Origin of the sequence: Rhodococcus sp. SG20037, assembly GCF_031763325.1 — a bacterium.
GTDB lineage: Bacteria > Actinomycetota > Actinomycetes > Mycobacteriales > Mycobacteriaceae > Rhodococcus_F > Rhodococcus_F qingshengii.
The window spans coordinates 1,595,024-1,615,311 of the sequence record NZ_CP134497.1 but is presented as its reverse complement, the minus strand read 5'-3'; the positions used below and the strand labels follow the sequence as shown (position 1 = coordinate 1,615,311).

General features: G+C 64.1%; 18 protein-coding genes. 4 read left to right on the top strand and 14 right to left on the bottom strand.

The genetic code is table 11. The features are described from left to right. Positions 1–12 precede the first annotated feature (12 nt). The 3 genes from RHP72_RS07550 to RHP72_RS07540 are packed head-to-tail and all read left to right on the top strand — an operon-like array spanning position 13 to position 4,710. Positions 13–1,374 (top strand): hypothetical protein, encoded by a 1,362-nt coding sequence (locus RHP72_RS07550; RefSeq protein WP_042452116.1) that lies wholly within the window; start codon positions 13–15, stop codon positions 1,372–1,374. A gap of 14 nt (positions 1,375–1,388) precedes the next feature. After that, a complete protein-coding gene (locus RHP72_RS07545; RefSeq protein ID WP_063315129.1) occupies positions 1,389–2,375 on the top strand; it encodes a glutamate ABC transporter substrate-binding protein in 987 nt (328 codons plus the stop codon). Positions 2,376–2,382: 7 nt separating this feature from the next. After that, positions 2,383–4,710, top strand: a complete 2,328-nt coding sequence (locus RHP72_RS07540) for a serine/threonine-protein kinase (protein ID WP_058228018.1) — start codon at positions 2,383–2,385, stop codon at positions 4,708–4,710. Positions 4,711–4,743: 33 nt separating this feature from the next. On the opposite strand, the gene RHP72_RS07535 is transcribed toward RHP72_RS07540, so the two are convergent. From RHP72_RS07535 to RHP72_RS07510, 6 genes are all read right to left on the bottom strand, one after another. Further along, positions 4,744–5,943, bottom strand: coding sequence for an acetate kinase (locus RHP72_RS07535; RefSeq protein WP_007726849.1), 1,200 nt, complete (start codon positions 5,941–5,943; stop codon positions 4,744–4,746). Beyond that, positions 5,940–8,024, bottom strand: a complete 2,085-nt coding sequence (gene pta / locus RHP72_RS07530) for a phosphate acetyltransferase (protein ID WP_042452123.1) — start codon at positions 8,022–8,024, stop codon at positions 5,940–5,942. The genes RHP72_RS07535 and pta overlap by 4 nt, the downstream gene beginning before the upstream one ends. 146 nt (positions 8,025–8,170) lie before the next feature. Then, a complete protein-coding gene (gene fgd / locus RHP72_RS07525) occupies positions 8,171–9,184 on the bottom strand; it encodes a glucose-6-phosphate dehydrogenase (coenzyme-F420) (protein ID WP_003944371.1) in 1,014 nt (337 codons plus the stop codon). Positions 9,185–9,279: 95 nt separating this feature from the next. Continuing rightward, complete coding sequence (locus tag RHP72_RS07520) at positions 9,280–9,627, bottom strand: YidH family protein (protein WP_003944317.1); 348 nt, start codon at positions 9,625–9,627, stop codon at positions 9,280–9,282. After that, positions 9,624–10,097 carry an RDD family protein gene (locus tag RHP72_RS07515; protein ID WP_003944375.1) on the bottom strand — a complete coding sequence of 158 codons (474 nt, stop codon included), beginning with the start codon at positions 10,095–10,097 and terminating at the stop codon, positions 9,624–9,626. Before RHP72_RS07515 ends, RHP72_RS07520 begins: the two co-directional genes overlap by 4 nt. Next, on the bottom strand, positions 10,097–10,846 hold the full coding sequence (locus RHP72_RS07510) for a hypothetical protein (RefSeq protein ID WP_042452124.1): 750 nt from the start codon (positions 10,844–10,846) through the stop codon (positions 10,097–10,099). The genes RHP72_RS07515 and RHP72_RS07510 overlap by 1 nt, the downstream gene beginning before the upstream one ends. Before the next feature lie 115 nt (positions 10,847–10,961). Between RHP72_RS07510 and RHP72_RS07505 the strand changes: the two genes are divergently transcribed. Beyond that, complete coding sequence (locus tag RHP72_RS07505; RefSeq protein WP_311094530.1) at positions 10,962–11,903, top strand: alpha/beta hydrolase family protein; 942 nt, start codon at positions 10,962–10,964, stop codon at positions 11,901–11,903. A 30-nt stretch (positions 11,904–11,933) separates the two neighbouring features. On the opposite strand, the gene RHP72_RS07500 is transcribed toward RHP72_RS07505, so the two are convergent. Genes RHP72_RS07500 through RHP72_RS07465 form a run of 8 tightly spaced genes read right to left on the bottom strand, consistent with a single transcriptional unit; the run spans position 11,934 to position 20,288 of the window. Then, positions 11,934–12,299 carry a nucleoside deaminase gene (locus RHP72_RS07500; RefSeq protein WP_256933184.1) on the bottom strand — a complete coding sequence of 122 codons (366 nt, stop codon included), beginning with the start codon at positions 12,297–12,299 and terminating at the stop codon, positions 11,934–11,936. Between the two features lie 28 nt (positions 12,300–12,327). Continuing rightward, positions 12,328–13,470, bottom strand: a complete 1,143-nt coding sequence (locus RHP72_RS07495) for an LLM class flavin-dependent oxidoreductase (RefSeq protein WP_042452126.1) — start codon at positions 13,468–13,470, stop codon at positions 12,328–12,330. Further along, complete coding sequence (locus tag RHP72_RS07490) at positions 13,467–14,291, bottom strand: DUF1684 domain-containing protein (protein WP_042925888.1); 825 nt, start codon at positions 14,289–14,291, stop codon at positions 13,467–13,469. The genes RHP72_RS07495 and RHP72_RS07490 overlap by 4 nt, the downstream gene beginning before the upstream one ends. Further along, complete coding sequence (locus RHP72_RS07485; protein WP_058228022.1) at positions 14,288–15,658, bottom strand: NtaA/DmoA family FMN-dependent monooxygenase; 1,371 nt, start codon at positions 15,656–15,658, stop codon at positions 14,288–14,290. The genes RHP72_RS07490 and RHP72_RS07485 overlap by 4 nt, the downstream gene beginning before the upstream one ends. A gap of 24 nt (positions 15,659–15,682) precedes the next feature. Continuing rightward, positions 15,683–16,801: an LLM class flavin-dependent oxidoreductase gene (locus tag RHP72_RS07480; RefSeq protein ID WP_054186920.1), complete on the bottom strand. Its 1,119-nt coding sequence runs from the start codon at positions 16,799–16,801 to the stop codon at positions 15,683–15,685. Beyond that, on the bottom strand, positions 16,788–18,410 hold the full coding sequence (locus RHP72_RS07475; RefSeq protein WP_058228024.1) for an ABC transporter ATP-binding protein: 1,623 nt from the start codon (positions 18,408–18,410) through the stop codon (positions 16,788–16,790). The genes RHP72_RS07480 and RHP72_RS07475 overlap by 14 nt, the downstream gene beginning before the upstream one ends. Next, positions 18,407–19,297, bottom strand: a complete 891-nt coding sequence (locus RHP72_RS07470; RefSeq protein WP_042925872.1) for an ABC transporter permease — start codon at positions 19,295–19,297, stop codon at positions 18,407–18,409. Before RHP72_RS07470 ends, RHP72_RS07475 begins: the two co-directional genes overlap by 4 nt. Next, positions 19,290–20,288 (bottom strand): ABC transporter permease, encoded by a 999-nt coding sequence (locus tag RHP72_RS07465; protein ID WP_003944382.1) that lies wholly within the window; start codon positions 20,286–20,288, stop codon positions 19,290–19,292. The genes RHP72_RS07470 and RHP72_RS07465 overlap by 8 nt, the downstream gene beginning before the upstream one ends.

Sequence of the window (20,288 nt, the reverse complement as noted above, 5' to 3'; positions counted from 1 at the left end):
GTGAGGTGCTCGATGGTCGACCGTGTCGTCCCGTCCATCGAACCCCGGTCGCTGCCGCCCTCCGAGGCCACATCAGTGTCGGCGGAGGACGAGCAGGCACTTCTGCGGCGCGAACTGCAGGCCTTCATGTCCTCGACGCCTGGCCGGTTGACCGTCGTCGGACTGATCCTGATCGCGATCACTTTGATCGCCGGACTCCTCGCCACCGCAGCGATCGAGAACCGCCAGGCGAACCTCGACCTCCTCCTCGTCGAAACCGAGCCTCTCGCCAACTCGGCCCAGAATCTCTACAGTGCGTTGTCCTTGGCAGACGCCGCCGCGGCCACCGCCTTCATCTCCGGCGGCCTCGAACCCGCCGAAGTCCGCGACCGATACACGCAGTCGATCGGTGAGGCCTCTGCGGAGATCGTCCAGGCGTCGGCCGGTCTCGACTCGACCGATCTTGCCGGTCACAGCGCGTTGACCACCATCTCGACCGACCTCTCGGTCTACACCGGGCTGGTCGAAACTGCACGGGCGAACAATCGCGTCGGAAACCCGGTCGGGGCAGCATATTTGAGCGAGGCCTCGCAGTTGATGCAGACCTCGCTGCTGCCGATGGCCCAGCAACTGCACGCCTCGCAGGAGACGCTGGTCTCCCAAGTACAGCGCGATTTCGAGACTCCACCGTGGTGGCCGATCGTGGCGTTCGTCTTCGTGCTGTGCGCGCTGGTGGCGACACAGATGTACTTCTCCCGCAAGAGTCGCCGACGCTTCAATCTCGGGTTGATCCTTGCCTCGCTCGCGGTCGCTGCAGCTCTGCTGTGGCTGCTCACGGTCGGACTGGTCTCCGCGCTGGCCACCGGGCGCGCGCTCGACGCCGGGGCCGAGCCACTGCACGAACTGACCGAGGCACGAATCATGGCGCAGCAAGCACGCACCGTGGAAACCCTCACGCTGGCGAGGCGGGATTCGACCGCCGAGGACAACGTGACGTTCACCCGCAAGGTCGATGCTCTGCGGGACATCCTCGAGGGCCTGCAAAGCGACGAACGCGCCCGAGTGAACAGCGAAGTGCTGACCGCCGCACTCGACTCGCGCCAGCAGTGGGTGGCTGCGCACACGCGCATGTACGACCGTCTCGGAAACGGCGACTTCACGTCCGCCGCAGCCATCACCATCGGCGCCGGAGAACAGGATTCGGCCGCGGAGTACGGAAAGCTCGATCACGAACTCTGGCAGGGAATCGTGGATTCGCGCACGAATCTTCGGTCCGACGTCTCGTACGCCTCCCGGGTGTTGGCTGCCTCTGCACCGGGCATGTCTGTATTGGCAGTTCTCGGAGTTGCCGGAATCTTCATCGGATTCTGGCCTCGACTGCGGGAGTATCAGTGACGGGAGTACCGGTGATGCGGAGGAAGAGCCCGGCCGTATGTGTCGCGGTTCTGGCAGCGGCCATGCTGGTGCTCGCCGGTTGCGGTGCGGATCGAGCCGAAGACTTGGACAACGCAGGCGCCACGTCGTACACGGAACCGCCGCTGCCGGCCGAGGCCACCATCGCTCCCAGCCCGACACCGACGACTACCGCGTCGTGCACCAACCTCACCGCGAGCCTGCGGCCCACCCCCGCAGACGCATCTCCGCAGCCACCCACGCCGAGCCTCGACGCCATCCGCGCCCGCGGGCGGCTGATCGTGGGCCTGGACACCGGTTCCAACCTCATGAGCTTTCGCGATCCGGCCACCGGGCGCCTCGAGGGTTTCGACGTGGACATCGCCCGCGAAATCGCCCGAGATCTGCTCGGTGACCCGGAGAAGATCGAGTACCGAATCCTGACGTCGGACGATCGGATCGCCGCACTCCAGGAATCGATGGTCGACGTGGTCGTCAAGACCATGACCATCACGTGCGAGCGGCGCGAGAAGGTCGACTTCTCGACGCAGTACTTCTCCGCTGAACAACGAATTCAGGTCTTGCAGGGGTCATCCGTCCGCGGCATCGACGACCTCGCAGGCAAGCGGGTCTGCGCTGCCCGGGGAACGACCTCGGCCACTCGAATCCAGCAACTCCAACCCGAAGCCACCGTCGTCACCGTCCCGATGTGGTCCGACTGCCTCGTCGTCCTCCAGCAGGGGCAGGTGGACGCGATCAGCACCGACGACACGATCCTCGCGGGCCTCGCCTCGCAAGACCCGTATCTCATGATGGTCGGTGGCTCACTGGGCGTCGAACCATACGGAATCGGAGTGAACAAGGACAACCCCGACTTGGTCCGATTCGTCAACGGAACCCTGGATCGGATCCGCGGGGACGGGACCTGGAACCGTATCTACGACCGCTGGCTCAGCGTCCTCGGTCCTTCGCCCGGTCCCCCGCCGGCCGTCTACCGGGATTGAGGCTGACATGACCGAAGAAACCGGCCCCGAGCCCGACGCCACGCAGGCTTCCATGCGTCCCGAACCCGAAGCCACCGGCGCCTACGAGCGGCCCGAGCCCGAAGCCACCGGCGCCTACGAGCGTCTCGAGCCGACTTCAGCGCAGATACGGGGTACCACGCCCTCCGCATCCTCCTCCCCGACCGGCCGCTCCACTCGATCCCGCCGCAGCCGGTCGGGGCGAAAGCTGCGTCTCGGCGGCGGCCTGGTCGAGGTTCCCCCCGTCCCGCAGATCGACCCCGCATCTGCGGTGATGAGTGACCCGACCGTCCCCGAGCGGAAACGGTTCTGTTGGAAATGCAACGAACCAGTCGGTCGTAAGAGCGCAAGCACCAAGGCAACTCAGCACGGCACCTGCCCCAAGTGCGGTTCCACTTTCGACTTCCGTCCACTCCTCGAAGAGGGCGAATTGGTGTCCGGTCAATACGAGGTTCAAGGGCCCATCGCGCACGGCGGCCTGGGATGGATCTACCTCGCGATCGATCGCAATGTCAGCGACAGGTGGGTAGTTCTCAAGGGGCTCTTGCATTTCGGTGATTCCGAAGCGCAAGCCGTTGCGGTGGCCGAGCGTCAGTTCCTCGCCGAGGTCGCCAACCCCAGCATCGTCAAGATCTTCAACTTCGTCGAGCATCCACGCCCGGACGGCACACCCATGGGGTACATCGTCATGGAGTACGTGGGTGGGCGATCATTGCGCGAGGTGCTGGCCGAATTCCCGGACGGCAAGCACATGCCGATCGAGCAGGCAATCGGCTACGTACTGGAAATCCTTCCGGCGCTGAGCTATCTGCATTCCACCGGCCTGGCCTACAACGACCTCAAACCCGAGAACGTGATGGTCACCGAGGATCAGTTGAAGCTGATCGATCTCGGCGCCGTGTCCGGAATCGAAGACTACGGGTACCTGTACGGTACCGCCGGCTATCAAGCACCCGAGATCATCGAGACCGGTCCGACCATCGCCTCCGACATCTTCACCGTCGGAAGAACACTCGCGGTTCTCACCCTCGACATGCCCTCGAAGCACGGACGGTACCTCGACGGCCTTCCCGAACCGGAGGACGAGCCACTACTGCGCGACCACGAGTTCTTTCACCGTCTACTGTTACGCGCCACCGACCCGGATCCGAAGAAGCGATTCCAGTCCGCCGAGGAAATCGCGGGACAACTCACCGGCGTTCTGCGAGAAATCCTCGCCGAGCAGACCGGGCAGGAGAATCCCGGACTCTCGCTCGTGTTCAGCAGGCAGCGAACGTCTTTCGGCACCGATGAATTGGTCGGGCAAACCGATGTGTACGTGGACGGTGTCAGCCACGACGCCGCTCTCGATCCGCGCGAAGTTGCGCACGCACTTCCCATTCCGTTGGTCGACCCCACCGATCCCAGCGCGCCGTTGCTGGCAGCGGCGGTGCACAGCGAACCGTCTCAGACTCTCGATGCTCTCAAGCATGCCCGCGAGAACGGAATCGACCGAACGTCAGGCACACCGGCGGCCGCCGTCTCGGGCGAAGTTCGACTGGCCGAGGCCAAAGCTCATCTCGATCTCGGTGATCCGGAAACCGCACTGACAGTTCTGGGCGAACTCCAGCAGAACATCGGGGACCACTGGAAGATCGAGTGGTATCGAGGACTTGCGGCGTTACAACTGGACCGATTCGAGCCCGCTTTCAGTCACTTCGAGACAGTTCTCACCGCACTGCCCGGCGAGGCTGCCCCCAAGCTGGCGTTGGCAGCGACGGCAGAACTGATCCTCCAGCACTGGGAGAGCGACGACCCGGACCAATGGTGCCGCTTCTCCGAGAAGTACTACCGCACCGTCTGGCGGACCGAACGGAACTACGTCAGCGCAGCATTCGGGCTCGCCCGACAACTCGCCGATCACGGCAACAAGAAGGCAGCCATCGCCGCCCTCGACGAAGTACCCACGTCTTCCCGGCACTACAACGTCGCACGGATGTCCAGCGCTCTGACGATGCTGTCCGGCGTTCCGATCGCCGAACTCGACGAATCGACTCTGCGGGAAGCCGCCCGTCGTGTTCGGGCGCTGCCTGCTGAAGAGAGCCGAAGCCTGCAGATGCGAACCCTGGTGTTGGGCACGGCACTCGATTGGATTCGCTACGGCAATCGCTCGCACACCGAACTCGAACCCATCCTCGACCTGCCCTTCACCGAGCAAGGTCTGCGCACCGGAGCCGAAGCCTGCCTTCGCGCCCTCGCTCGCGCCACGACCTCCCGCACGCACCGCTACGCCCTCGTGGACCGGGCGAATGCGGTGCGTCCGCGCAGCAATTTCTGACGGACGCCCCGAGGTTTACAGTGCTGCAGAAACCTACAGTGCGGCCACCAAAGCCTTCGCCGCGCGGGCGATCGCCAACTCCTCGTTGGTGGGGACCACCAGCACCTCGACGGCCGACGAGGATGCGGAGATACGACGCTCGTCGCGACTCTTCGCCTCGTTGAGAGCCGGATCGACCTCGATACCGAGACGGGAAAGCCCGGCCAGGCTGTCGCGTCGTACGTCGATGTTGTTCTCGCCAACACCGCCGGTGAAGGTGATGACGTCGACGCCACCGAGTTGAACGATGAAGGCGCCGATGTACTTACGGAGCATGTGTACGTAAACGTCGTACGCAAGTTGTGCGTCTTGGTCGCCGCCCTCGATCAGTGCGAGCAGGGCACGGAAATCGTTGACTCCCGACAGTCCCTTCAAACCGGAGCGCCGGTTGAGGAGGTCGTCGATCTCGTCGACCTTCATTCCCGAGTTGCGATTGAGGTGCAAGATGATGCCTGGGTCGATGTCGCCGCTGCGGGTGCCCATGACAAGACCCTCGAGCGGGGTGAGGCCCATCGTGGTGTCGATGGCCTTGCCGCCCTTGATTGCCGAGGCCGAAGCGCCGTTTCCGAGGTGCAGGACTATCTGATTCAGCTCGGCGGGATCCTTGCCGAGGAACTCCGCGACCCGTCCAGACACGTATTCGTGTGAGGTCCCGTGGAAGCCGTACCGGCGAATCTGGTTGGCCTTGGCCACATCCCGATCGATCGCATAGGTGGACGCCGCCGCGGGCAGTGTGTGAAAGAAGGCAGTGTCGAACACTGCGACGTGCGGAACGTCGGGCAGTTCCTCGCGCGCCACCTCGATACCGATCACGTTGGCCGGATTGTGCAGCGGCGCAAGGTTCGACAAATCCGCGATGGCTTTCACGACGCCGTCGTCGATGAGAGTCGGCGAATAGAAGATGTCACCACCGTGCACGACTCGGTGACCGACTGCGATGATTCCGGCCTCACTCAGCGGCCGCCCGACCTCGGCGACGATGTCGAGCACCATCTTCAGACCTGCGCGGTGATCGGCGATCGGAAGGCTCCGGTCTTCGACTCCGGTGCGGTGGTTGTAGACGATGTGGCCGTCGGGCTCACCGATGCGCTCGATGAGACCGTGCGCCACCGATTCCGCCGTATCCGGATGCACGAGTTGAAATTTGATGGATGACGAGCCGGAATTGATGACCAGTACGGTGCCGTCGCTCACGCTTGCGCTCCCTGTGCCTGTATTGCCGTGATAGCCACGGTGTTGACGATGTCCTGGACCAACGCTCCACGCGAGAGGTCGTTGACCGGCTTGTTCAGTCCCTGCAGAACCGGCCCGACGGCGATAGCACCGGCGCTACGCTGCACTGCCTTGTACGTGTTGTTGCCGGTGTTCAGGTCCGGGAACACGAACACCGTTGCTTTGCCCGCCACCAGCGAATCCGGCATCTTCTTGTCGGCGACACTCTGCTCGACGGCGGCGTCGTACTGAATGGGCCCTTCCACCAACAGATCCGGTCGACGCTCGCGCACCAAAGCGGTCGCGGTGCGAACCTTGTCGACGTCGGCTCCGCTGCCCGAATCCCCGGTGGAGTAAGAGAGCATCGCGATGCGCGGATCGATCCCGAACTGCGACGCCGTCTGTGCGGACGAGATCGCGATGTCCGCCAACTGCTCCGACGTCGGGTCCGGAACCACGGCGCAGTCACCGTAGGAGAGAACGCGGTCGGCCAGGCACATCAGGAAGATGCTCGAGACCGTCGAGACACCGGGGGCAGTCTTGATGATCTCGAACGAGGGTCGAATCGTGTGAGCGGTGGTGTGTGCAGCGCCGGACACCATGCCGTCGGCAATTCCCAAGTGCACCATCATCGTTCCGAAGTACGAGATGTCGGCGATCACCTCGCGGGCCCGCTCGATGGTCATGCCCTTGTGAGCACGCAGCGCGGTGTATTCCTGTGCGAAGCGCTCGGTGTACTCGGACTGCGCGGGTGCGAGTACCTGCGCGCCACTGATGTCGACGCCGAGTTCCGCTGCGCGTCGACGCACACTGGGTTCGTCACCGAGGATCGTCAGGTCGGCAACCTGGCGCTGCAGCAACCGGCCGGCCGCGCGCAGGATCCGGTCGTCGTCACCCTCAGGCAGGACGATGTGCTTGCGATCGCGTCGAGCGCGGTCGATCAGCTTGTACTCGAACATCTGTGGGGTCACGACGGACGGGATCGGCAGTGCCAGTCGGTCCATCAGGACGTCGGCGTCGACGCGCTGTTCCATCAAGCTCAACGCGGTGTCCACCTTGCGCTGCGAACCGACTGCCACGCGTCCGCGGGTTTGGGCTGCGGCGCTTGCGGTGTCGAAGGTACCGAGGGTTGTCGTCAGGATCGGAAGACGCTGTTTGAGGCCGGCCATCAACGCTGCGATGGCTGGGTGCGGTGTGATTCCGCCGTTCATGATGATGCCCGCGAGCGACGGAAATCCTTCCGCCTCATGTGCATTGAGCAATGCGAGCAGTACGTCCGAGCGATCGCCCGGTGCGATGACGACCATGCCCTCGACCAGACGCTCGAGGATGTGCTCCGCGGTCATGCCGCCCACCATCACCTTGAGCGCTTCGCGGTGCAGCAGTTCCGGGTCACCCGAATACAACTCGCCGCCGGTGGCCTCCATCAACTCGGCCATCGTGGGCGAGACGAGCAACGGAATCTCCGGCAGGCTCCACGTCGGAACTCCGATGTCGGACAGCGCTGCGGTGACCTCGTCGAGCTTGTCGGGATCGCAACGATTGGCGACGACCGCGAGCAGATGAGCGTGGTTGGCGGCCAACTCGGCGGCGCATAGATGCGCGAGCTGGGCGACCTCCTCGACACTGCGCCGAGCGCCTCGAACCGCCAGCAGAACCGGCGCGCCGAGGTTCACGGCGATGCGGGCGTTGAAGCTCAGCTCGCTCGGGCTTGCTACGTCGGTGTAGTCACTTCCGATGATGACGACGGCGTCGCACTGCTCGGCCACGGTGTGGTACTTCGCGACGATGTCGGCCAGCGCGGCTTCAGGATCGGCGTGAACCTGCTCGTAGGTGACGCCGAGTGCGTCGGCGTAGGAGAGATCGGCGGTGGTGTGCTCGAGCAGCAGTTCGAGGATGTAGTCGGTTTCCTCGGTAGAGCGGGCGATCGGGCGGAAGACACCGACCCGGGCGACGGTCGCGCACAGCATCTGCAGCACGCCAAGCGCGATGGTGGATTTTCCGGTGTCACCTTCAGGAGAGGCAACGTAGACACTCGACACGGCAGCGGGCGCTTCTGGCATGCCCAACAGCCTAGTGTGGGCCGCCGCCCACCTTGCCACTGATCGTGGTCACGCTCACGCTCGTGCCGACAACCGGCGGCTACGAGAAAGACGAACGGTGCCTGCCACACGTCGAGTGGCAGACACCGTTCAGTTGATCTCGAGGATCAGCCCAGAGCACGCAAGCGAGGCGCGAGGTCACGCTCGAACAGTTCGAGGAACCGGCGCTGATCATGGCCCGGTGCGTGGAACACCAGGTGATTGAGACCGGCATCGACGTAGGCCTTGACCTGCTCGACGGCGTCGTCCGGATCGGAAGCGACGATCCAACGCTTGGCCACCTGCTCGATGGGCAGAGCGTCGGCAGCGGCTTCCATTTCGATCGGATCTTCGATGCTGTGCTTCTGCTCCGGCGTCAGGGACAGCGGAGCCCAGAAGCGGGTGTTCTCGAGTGCAGCCTCCGGATCGGTGTCGTAGCTGATCTTGATCTCGATCATCTTGTCGATGTCGGCGACGTCGCGCTCGGCCTTGGCTGCGCCCTCGGCAACGGCTGGAAGCAGCTTCTCGGTGTAGAGCTCCATGCCCTTTCCGGAGGTGCAGATGAAGCCGTCACCGGCACGTCCCGCGTATCGGGCGACAACGGGTCCGCCGGCCGCGATGTACACGGGAATGCCACCCTCGGGAACGTCGTAGATCGACGCGCCACGAGTGGTGAAGTACTCGCCTTCGAAGTCGACACGATCCCCCAGCCACAGCTCACGCATCAACCGCACGGACTCACGCAGCCGCGCGAAGCGTTCTTTGAACTCGGGCCACTCGCCCTGGAAGCCGGTGGCGATCTCGTTGAGAGCCTCACCACTGCCGACGCCGAGCATGATGCGTCCCGGGTAGAGACATCCCATCGTCGCGAACGCCTGAGCGATGACTGCCGGGTTGTAGCGGAACGTCGGCGTCATCACGGACGTGCCGATCTGCACGCGCTCGGTGCGCTCACCGACGGCGGTCATCCAGGCGAGCGAGAACGGTGCGTGGCCACCGTTGTGGCGCCACGGCTGGAAATGATCGCTCACCGCAACGGAATCCATGCCGTGCTGCTCTGCCAGAACTGCCAGCTCTACCAGTTCGCGAGGGCCGAATTGCTCAGCCGATGCCTTGTATCCGAGCTTGAGTTCCTGCGCCACCGTGCACTCCCTTGTCGTCTGTTTCGTTTACTTCTCTGACATGCTTCACGTTCTGTGCAGACTATCCAGACACCGCTCGGACTTCTCTGCGTATCTCAGCGAGCGAGGCTGGTGACCACCGTTGCCACGCCGGCTGCGACGGCAACCCCGGCCAGTGCCAGTGCAAACAGCCACAATGCGTGCGGTTCCGGCATCGCCGCTCCGTCCTCGAGCGCCTTCTTCACCTGTAGCCAGCGTCGCATACCTACCAGTGCGGCTGCCGCCGCGAGTGCGATAAGGGTCAGACCGAGAGTCGTGCGAACCCACCCGGTACTCCATTCCGGTACCAACTGGACGACGGCGATGCCTCCGGCCAGCAGGGCGAGTGAGCTACGCATCCAGGCGAGGAAGGTGCGCTCGCTGGCAAGGGTGAAGCGCTCGTCCGGGCGGTTCGGTTCACTCATGCGTGCTCACCTCCGTGCGGTGCCACCAGATCCGGGTCCTGACGCCAGTCGTAGACGACCTCGGTGCGCAGAACGATGTCCTGCAACGAACGTCGTCGTCGATCGACCGCCGACCACAGCAATCCGAAGGCGAAGAGCACGCAGAGCACCGCACGGATGAAGGCCAACGGCCAGCGCACGAGGCGATGCCCGGACGTGATCACCCGCAGCCCCATCACGAGGGACCCGACGGTCCGACCGGTGGTCGCCCAGCAGGCGGTCAGATACGCCACCGAGACACCGAGAAATGCCGTCGTGGACAGGAAGATTCCCGGTTCCGAGAAAGTGAAACTCTGTGGCGAGAAGAGCAGTCGGACGAAGGCGAAGCCCACGTACACGGAACCCATCAGGAGCAGGACGACGCCCAGGTCGATCAGTCCGGCGAGTCCACGGGTGACGATGCCGGCTGGGCCGGAACTCTCCTGGGCCACTAGCGTTCGCCTGCGTTCGTCTTCGGATCGGTCTCTGTCGACGGTTTTTCTGGTGACGGTTTATCTGATGAAGGTTTATCTGATGACGGTGCGTTGTCGCGGCCGAAGAGTCGCCCGACGAAGCCGGCGACAGCGTCGTCCGCCTGCATGCCCTGCACTCGAGCTCCGTGCACGGCTTCCGTGGAGAGTGAACCGGTCGATTCACGAATCATCTGGGGCAGGTCGACGCCCTCGATGACCTGGTCGGCGATCTTGACGAGGTCGATGCGGTTGACCTGGCGTTCGAGGTCGACCGTGTCGACTATCCCGTCGAGATCGAGGCGATCGATCACCGCTTTGACGTCGAGGCGGCTTGCGATCTCATCCACGTCGACCCGGTCGATGATCGGTTCGAGCGAGACCCGTTCGGCAATCTTGTCCACGTCGATGTTCTCGGCGATCTTGTCGATGTCCACGTGGTCGACGACGATCTTGGTGATGTCGACTTCGGACAGAGCAGCGTCGACGACAGCTTTGATCACCGTCCGCAAGGTCGAGTCGGCGAACTCCACGGTCGAGTGCATCGCTTCCGTGCCGCGAGTGGTGACCTGGGTGATCGCGCCGTCGAGTGCGTCACCGACGACAGGGATCCGCTGCACGGAATCAAGTGCGAGACCAGCGGTTCTGCGCGCCGCACCAGCCGTGATCGCGGCCAGCCCGAAGGCCAGCCGAATCACGTCGGATTCGGGGTGGTGCGACTGCGATCCCACGCAATTGTCTCCATCTTCTTATACGACTGTTACCCGGACATTCGTCACTCCTCTTCGCATTGTGCCACTGTTGGAAGGCACAAATACGCTGTCCGGCTTGCGCCTGGGGGGAAATATGAAGACACGTCGTTTCACGGTTCGGCTGACGATGGCGGTGGCCATGGCCGCCGGCTTTCTCGGCCTCAGCGCGCCGACCGCGAGCGCGGATTCCGTGGTCAGTCGCATCGACGTCTACTCCCCCTCGATGGACCGCTGGATCGCCAACGACGTGATTTCGCCGGCCGGAGGAGGCCCGGCCCCGACCTTCTATCTGTTGACCGGTGTCGGCGGCGGCGAGGACGGGATCTCGTGGTTCAACAACACCGGAGTTCGTGACTTCTTCGACGACAAACACGTCAACGTGGTCATGCCGGTCGGCGGCAAGTTCAGCATGTACACCGACTGGAACGCCGACGATCCGGTGCTGGGCCGTAACAAGTGGCAGACGTACCTCACCAAGGAACTACCGGCGGCGGTCAACGCTCGGTACAACACGACCGGTGTCAACGCACTCGGTGGTGTGTCGATGGCCGGCGGACCGGTTCTGGACCTCGCGATCCAGTCGCCGGGCGCCTACCGCGCAGTCGGCTCGTACAGCGGCTGTCCGCGCGCCGGCGACCCGCTCGGCCAGGCAGCGGTGCGCTCGATGGTCGAGATACTCGGCGGCGGCAACGCGGCCAACATGTGGGGGCCATGGGGTAGCCCGCAGTGGGCGGCGCACGACCCGTTGATCAACGCCGAGAAACTGCGTGGCACAGCGCTGTTCATCTCGACCGGCAACGGCCTCCCCGGCCCGGTGGACGGAATCAACTCGCTGGCGATGGCCGCCGGCGTCGTTCCCGGCGCGGTCCTCGAAGGCATCACCAACATGTGCACCGCTGCCCTGCAGGGGCGATTCGGTCAGCTCGGCATTCCCGCGACGTTCAGCTTCCGACCCGAAGGCACCCACACCTGGGGGCTCTTCGAAGCCGACATGCGCGCGTCGTGGCCGATGATCGCGGGCGCTATCGGGGCGTGAGCCTCACGGCCCTCCTTACAAGCCATGGCGTCAGGTGAGACTGCGCGCCCAGTCCCGCATCCCGGCGGGGCCAGTGCCGGTGGCGTATTCAGCGAACCACACCCGGGTCACACCGAGCGTGATCGCGGCACCCATACACATGAGACATGGTTCGAGATTGACCGCCAATGTCAATTCACCGGACGCTCGAGTAATTCCGAGAGCCTCGTCGGCCTGCAAGAGCGCTTGAAGGTCCGCATGGACTACCCGTCGGCCGAGTGCCCGTTCTTGCGTATACGCCCGCCCGAGCACACGGTCGTCGTCGAACACGACTGCGCCGATCGGCATCTCCCCGAGCTCCATGCCCTCACGCGCTACGTCAAGAGCAACCGCAAGGGCATCTCGAGGTGAAAACATCACTCGACACTAATGGACCAAGGCAAACTCACGCTGCCAGTAGTGCGGGTAGTCCCCATTCCTTGGCAAGCAGCTCGTACGAGCGCAGACGATCCTCGTGCCGATGGGTCACCCCGGTGATTACCAATTCGTCCGCTCCGGTGAGCTTCTGCAAACTGTCGAGCCTGTCGGCGACGGTAGACGGTGAACCGACGAACTGCGTGATCAGCCGATCCTCCACCACTGCTTCGTCGGCGTCGGAAAGTGGGAGCGCTGTCGCGGGATCGGGGTACGGGATGGCGCCGTGCCCGCTGCGAATGCTGTGCGTCCAGTGCCCGAACGTAGACGCCAACTCTCTCGCCGTCGCATCGTCTTCCGCAGCAACAACATCCGCGGACACGACGACATACGGCTCCGACAGGACGTCCGACGGACGGAATGCTGTGCGGTATGCCTCGACGGCATCGAGCGTACTCGACGGCGCCACATGGTAATTCGCACCGAACGGCAATCCGAGTCGTCCGGCGAGCTCGGCACTGGGGCCCGCACTGCTTCCGAACACCCACAGTTCGACGTCGGCATTCTCGCCGGGACTGGCGTGCAATTCGATGCCGTCGCGGGTTCTGTAGGTACCGTTCAGGAGCGAGCGTATGTCGTCGACCTGCTGCTCGAAATCGGGCGCCTGCGCGCCCGGAAACGCCAATGCCTCGAACGACGCCTGCAATCGCGGTGACGTGAGAAGACCGGTTGGATCGAAGGGCGCCGGGATCACGACGCCGTCGCGTACGACGTTCTCTCGCTTCGATTCTGCCGGCGCAGGCGTTCCGGCAGCGACCGCGCGAAGTGCCTCCACCCGACGCTGTCCGCTGCGCCCGATGCCGAGATCGATACGACCCGGATACAACGCTTCGACGGTACCGAAGGCCTCGACCACCTGAGCCGCCGTGTTGTTGCCCAGCAGCACGGCGGCCGAGCCGACGCGAATGGTGTTGGTGGCGGCCGCGATCAGCCCGACAAGCACTGCTGGCGACGAAGAGGCAACACCGACGAAGTGGTGTTCGGCGACCCAGTAACGCTTGTATCCCCACGCTTCGGCAGAACGAGCGAGGTCCAGCGAGTTCCGCAAAGCCTGGCGGGCCGTTCCGCCCTCACTGATCGGCGAGAGGTCGAGTACGGACAGCGGCGCGCTCACCTCGGTCCGCTTTCGGAGCGGGTGTCCGGTGTCTTCTCGCCGGCTTCCACCGCGAACGCCAGGCGGTTCTCGGCGGGGGCCACCGGGCACGTCGCGTAATCGGTGAACGCGCAGGGCAGGTTCGACGCCCGATTGAAATCGAGGACTACCGCGCCACCGGGTTCAGGTGCGCTCACGTGCAGCGAGCGTGCGGCCGGGTAGGTGGACACACCACTGGTCGCGTCGGTGAACAGGATGTGAAAGCCGTTGTCCTTGCCCGCGAACGCAATCAGCGTATACGTTGCACCGTCGTGTTCGAAGCTGATGGTTCCTAGGGCGTCGTGATGATGCTCGAGGCGCTCGACGACCGCGCCCGTCGTCACCGTGCGAGCCTCCTCGAAAGCTGTGAAGACACCCTCGATGCGCCACTGCGGGTTCGGCTCGAAGGTCGGGATACCACTGAACTGCGCCAATGCCGGGGCCGACGAATCGTGGATCCGCAGAGCCACCTCGCCGGTGCGGCGGATGACCTCGACCAACCGTGCGCCCTGCTTGACGATCAGTCCCGGCGCCCCCTCGATCGGATTCAGAGTGGCCGAACCGTCCACGGCGACGCCGTCGATCGACAAGTCGTCTGCGGGCGTCGCGGTGACGACAACGGCATTCGCGTCGGCGCGCCATGCACCGGGCAGGTCCGCGAAGGTGGAATCGGTGTCCACCAGCCAATGCAACGCAGTCAGGCTCAGCCAGCCGAGGGGTTCGCCGAAGGTGGCGTCGCGCGAGGCGTGCCAGGCATTCCAATCGCCGGTGAAGGTACTGGTGGAAGTGTCGGTAACGGTCATGATGCGCGGACTCCTTCAGCCTGCTCGTGCGGGTGGCGCAGCCCGAGATGGCTGCGCAGGGTGGTTCCTGAGTACTCGGTCCGGAAACTGCCGCGGTCCTGAAGTTCCGGTACGACGGTGTCGATGAACTCGTCGAGGCCCGCGGGGGTGATGTGGGGAACGAGGATGAATCCGTCGCTTGCGTCGCCCTGGACGTAGCTGTCGATCTCGGCAGCGACCTCGGCGGCGCTACCCACGAACTGTTGGCGGGCAGTCACTTCGATGATGAGTTCACGGATGCTGAGGTTTTCGGCCTCGGCCTTGGCACGCCACTGATCTGCGACCGCTCGTGGATCCTTGACGTGGCGGACGCGTCCACGGGTGATGTTGACGTCGTCCGACGGATCTTCCTTCGGCAACGGGCCGTCGGCGTCGTACTGGGAAAGGTCTCTGCCCCAAACCTGTTCGAGAAAAGCGATGGCAGTCTGGGGTCCGACCTGCTGCCGCCGGATGTGATATGCCTTCTCCTGTGCGTCCGCGGCGTTGTCACCGAGGACGAAGGTGGCGGCGGGGAGAATCTTGAGGTCTGCGTGCGTGCGTCCGTACTTGGCCAAGCGTCCCTTCACGTCGGCGTAGAACGCCTTGCCTGCTTCGAGCGTTCCGTGCCCGGTGAAGATGGCATCGGCCTTGGCCGCGCCGAACTCGCGTCCTTCGTCGGAGTCACCGGCCTGCAACAGAACTGGGTGCCCCTGCGGACTCCGTGGAACTTCGAAGCGTCCGGCGATGTCGAACTGCTTACCGGAGTGCTGGAACTGGCCGACCTGCTGGTCGGTGGCGAAAACACCGCGCTCACGGTCGACGATCGGACGATCGATGCTCCAGCTGTCCCACAGCGTCCGTACTGCGTCGACCAACTCGTTGGCGCGTGCATACCGCTCGGAATGCTCCAGATAGCCACCGCGGCGGAAGTTTTCGCCGGTGAAGGCGTCCGAGGAGGTGACCAGGTTCCAGGCGGCGCGGCCGTCGGAGAGATGATCGAGCGTCGAGAACTGCTTGGCCAACTCGTACGGTTCGTTGAACGTGGTGTTGATCGTCCCGGCCAGGCCGAGATGCGTTGTCACACCGGCAACCGCATTGAGAATGCTGAAGGTGTCCGGGCGACCGACTACGTCGAGGTCGTGAATTTTGCCCTGATGCTCGCGTAGGCGCAAACCCTCTGCGAGGAAGAAGAAGTCGAACAATCCGCGTTCGGCACTGCGGGCGAGATGCTCGAACGAGCTGAACTCGATCTGGCTCTTGGACGCCGGATCGGTCCACACCGTGGTGTTGTTCACGCCGGGGAAGTGAGCGCCCAGATGAACTTGCTTGCGAATCCTGTTCTGTGTCATCGGTGTTCCTGTTCTCTGCTCGCGCTACGCGAACTGATTGACGGGCAACTCGAAACCCAACCGCTCGCGCAGCGTCGGGCCGGTAGTCGGTCGCGGATTGAGATTCGGCACCACGTCCGCCGCGATCTTCTCCACTGCGGCAGCCAAAGCCAAGGGACGCAGGACAACACCGTCGACCCCGGCCAGCCCACCGATCTCGCGAAGGAGGACAGTCAGGCCGGCACTGTCACCGCGATAGAACAGCGAGTGCGGGGCGTACGGCGCTCCCGCCCATTCCTCGAGTTCGGCCAGAGCGTCGTCGGCGGCTCCGCGATCAGCGCCGAGAAGCACGTCGACGTCGAGGAGAACCCTGACGCTGCGCCCGAGGGCGGCGGCACTCGCGTGGACCAGCTTGGCCGTAGTTTTGGCCTCGGCGAGATCGGTTGCCGAGATCCGAATCAGATCTCCGCGCGCAACCGCGAGTTCGCGTGCCTCCGGCCTGCTCGCGTCGACGGCGATCAGCGGCTGCCCCTGCGGGGAGCGCGGCGTGATGGACGGCCCTTTGACGGAAAAGTTCTTTCCCTCGAAGTCGATGTAGTGCAGCTTGTCTCGATCGATGAATCGTCCGCTCGCAGCGTCCCGTATCTCGGCGTCGTCCTCCCAGCTGTCCCACAGCCGACTGACCACCTCGACAGCCTCGGACGCTTCCTCCCACGCGGACTCAGGGCCCTGCACTGCCTTTCGGCCGAACAACGACGCCTGCTCAGCGGTGTCGGACACCGCGACCTGCCAGCCGGCCCGCCCCGCTGACGAGTAGTCGATACTCGCGACGGCCTTGGAGATGTGGAACGGCTCGGTGTGCGTGACTGTCGCAGTGGGGATCAGGCCGATACGCGAGGTCACAGCACTCAGCCGCGCCGCAGTTGCAACCGCCTCCAATCTGCCCCGCACTGCGTGCTGGCCCTCGGATTGCAGTCCGAACGAGTCAGGGAGGAACGCCAGATCCACCCCACCCCGATCCGCGGTGGCCACCAGGTCCACCCAGTACGACGGTGTGAACAGATCTTCGGCGCGTGAGTCCTCGCGTCGCCAGGAGTACGGATGAGCTCCGGTGCCCTCGAATTCGAGACCGACCAGGAATGCTCCGGAACTACGCTCGGACATGTTCGGCCTTTCGTGTCGAATGATCCCGCCCGGGGATCGCGTCGAGAAGTGTGCGTGTGTACTCGTTTCGGGGATTGTCGAAAATCTCGGTGGTAGTACCGATTTCGAGCAATCGCCCGGCCTGCATGACGCCGACGACGTCGCTGATCTGGCGAACAACCGCAAGATCGTGGGAGATGAAGAGATAGGTCAGGCCCAGTTCGCGCTGCAACTCGTCGAGTAGCGCCAGAATCTGCGCTTGCACCGAGACGTCGAGAGCGGACACAGGTTCGTCGAGAACGAGCAGGTCCGGCTTCAAAGCGAGCGCACGAGCGATCGCCACCCGTTGACGCTGGCCGCCCGAGAGTTCGGCCGGTTTGCGGCTCAGGAACTGCTCGGGAAGTGCAACCTGATCGAGCAACTCTGCTGCACGACTCTGCTGCTGGCTGCGTCCACCAACCTTGAAGGCCCGCAGCGGCTCCGCAACGATGTCCTGGACGGACAATTTCGGGTCGAGTGATGCATAGGGGTTCTGATACACGAGCTGGATCCTTCGGCGCAGCTCACGCAGGTCGCTGCCCTTGACCTTCGTGATGTCCTGGCCGTCGAAGGTGATGGTGCCGGCATCCGCCTGCTCCAATCGCACGACAATGCGTGCGGTGGTCGACTTGCCGGAGCCCGACTCCCCCACCAGCGACACCGTCTGACCCCTCGGAACAGTCAGCGACACTTCGTTCACCGCGGTGATCGAACTCCCGCGTCCGACGTTGAAGTGCTTGGTGATTCCCGTCAGGGTCAGCAGCGGGCTGGTGTCCTGGCGGACCGGGCGAACGACTGGTCCCGAGGACAGGCTCGGCGCAGAGCTCAGAAGTTTCTTCGTGTACTCGTCTCGCGGGTTGTCCAGAATATCCGCGGTGCGGCCGGATTCGACGATCCTGCCGCCCTGCATCACCAGGATCCGGTCCGCGCGGTCTGCGGCCACACCCAGGTCGTGCGTGATCAGGAGCACGGCGGCACCGGATTCGGCAATCCGCTCGTCGAGATGGTCGAGAATGCGCCGTTGAACCGTGACGTCCAGAGCACTGGTCGGCTCGTCGGCGATTACGAGGGCCGGGTTCGCGACAAGCGCGATACCGATCAGAACGCGTTGCCGCATACCGCCGGAGAGCTCGTGCGGGTACTGGCGTGCTCGGATTTCCGGCCGGTCGATACCCGCGCGCTCGAGCACCTCGACGGCGTCCAACCGGGCTTTGCGACGGTCTGCGAGGCCGTGGATCCGCAGGACTTCTGCAACCTGGTCGCCGATCCGGGTCACCGGGTTGAGCGAGGTCGTCGGATCCTGCGGCACCAAACCGATACGCGCGCCGCGGATTCGCTGCCACGCACGGTCGGAATACGAGTCGATCTGTTCACCCTCGAACTCGACGGTCCCGCCGGTGACGTGGCCACTGCCGGCGAGCAGACCCAATATCGCGTGAGCCGTGGTCGACTTACCGGAACCCGATTCCCCGACCACCGCAACTACTTCGCCCCGACCGACGGTGAAGCTCACACCGGATACCGCGGGCTCGGCGCCGTAGGCGATCTGTAAGTCGGTGACGGAAAGCAGCTGTTCTTCGGTCGTGCTCATCGCCGGTTGTTCCTTTCGATCTCGTGGCCGATACGGTGTGCCGAGATGACCACGGCGACAATCGCGAGACCGGGAAGTGTTGTCATCCACCAGGCATTGGCGAGGAAGTTACGCCCCTCGGATACCAGCGATCCCCATTCCGGGGTAGGCGGAACGGCGCCGAATCCCAAGAAGCTCAGAGCCGACACCGCCAGTACTGCCTGCCCGAACTCGACAGCGGACAGCGCGACCACCGGCGCGTAGGAGTTGGGAAGCACGTGCCGACGCAGGACACCGAGCCACTGCACACCCGAACTGAACGCGGCCTCGACGTACTGAGCTCCGCGCACCCGCATCACTTCGGCACGCATCACTCGCGCGAAATTGGCGACCATACTGACGCCGACAGCAATGGCGACGTTGATGGTGCCGAAGCCGAGTGCGGTCACCAGTGCCAACGAGAGCAGCAGGGCCGGAATGGACAGCAGCACGTCGACGATGCGCATCAGCACGGCGTCGACGACGCCACCGACAAAGCCCGCGAGCAAACCGATTATCGATCCCGCCACCAATGCGATTCCGACCGCCACCAAAGTTGCGGTCAGGGACAGCGCGGCGCCGTGCACGAACCGTGTGTACAGGTCACGACCGAGATTGTCGGTTCCGAACCAGTGAGCCAGGCTCGGGCCCTGCAGTTTGTCCGCCGGGACACCGGACAACGGATCGCCGCTGGCAAAGAATCCGGGTGCGACGGCAAAGCCGATGGCAAGCAACACGATCAACACCGGAATCACCAAGCCGGGCTTTCGGATCCAGCCGATGGCCGTGGACTTTCGGCGCGAAACAACAGGTGCCTTCGCCTCGACGGTCGGATCGAGGAGTAGGGGTTCGATCAATGTGTCAGACATGAGCCGGCTCCAGATCGGTCGAGCTTTCGGTATTCGACTTTTCGGTGTGACTCTTCTTCGTCTGGATGATCCGTGGATCTATCAAGGGGTAGAAGAGGTCGACCGCGAGGTTGACGAGCACGAACACGAGAGAGGCGAACACAACGACTCCCTGCACCACCGGGATGTCCTGCGCCATCACCGACGTCTGTGTCAGACGGCCGACGCCCGCGCGGGAGAACACCGTTTCCACAACCACCGAGCCCGCCAGCAGCGTGCCGACCAGCACACCGGCAATGGTGAATGCCGGAATGCTCGCCAGTCGCAACGCGTGACGGGTCTGCACGCGCCAACGGCTTGCGCCCTTGGCGTACGCAGTCTCCACGTGCGGCGAACGTAGCGTCGACTGCAGGCTGGTCGTGAGCACCTGCGCGATCACCGCGCCGGTCGGGATCGCCAAGGTGATCGCCGGAAGAATCACCGTTGCGAATCCCTTGTCTCCGAAAGCGGGGAAGATGTGCAGACGGAACGAGAACAGCTGCAGAAGAATCAGGCCAACCCAGAAGGTAGGCACCGCCACACCCAGCGGCGGCAGCGAGAACAACAGATTCGCGAGCCACCGCTTGCGGGTGTAGGTAGCGAAGAACGCGATCGCCACTCCGAACAACACGGCCAGAACCAAAGCGGTTGTTGCCAAGACCAGAGTGCTCGGCAGCGCCGAGAAGATGGCATCCGTCACCGACTGACCGGTGGAGATGGACGTACCGAAATCGCCGCGAAGAGCATTCGTCAGCGACGTCCAGTACTGCACCCACACCGACTGGTCCAAGCCGTACCGTGCCCGAAGCTGATCGAGCGCAGCCTGATCCACTGCAACACCCTGACCGGACGAGTCGGCAGCCATGCTGACGGGATCACTCGGCAGGAGGAACAGAATCACGAACGAGATGGTGAAGGCGGCCCACAGAACCACTGCGGCCTGGCCCAGTCGGGTGAGTACGTATCGAGTCAT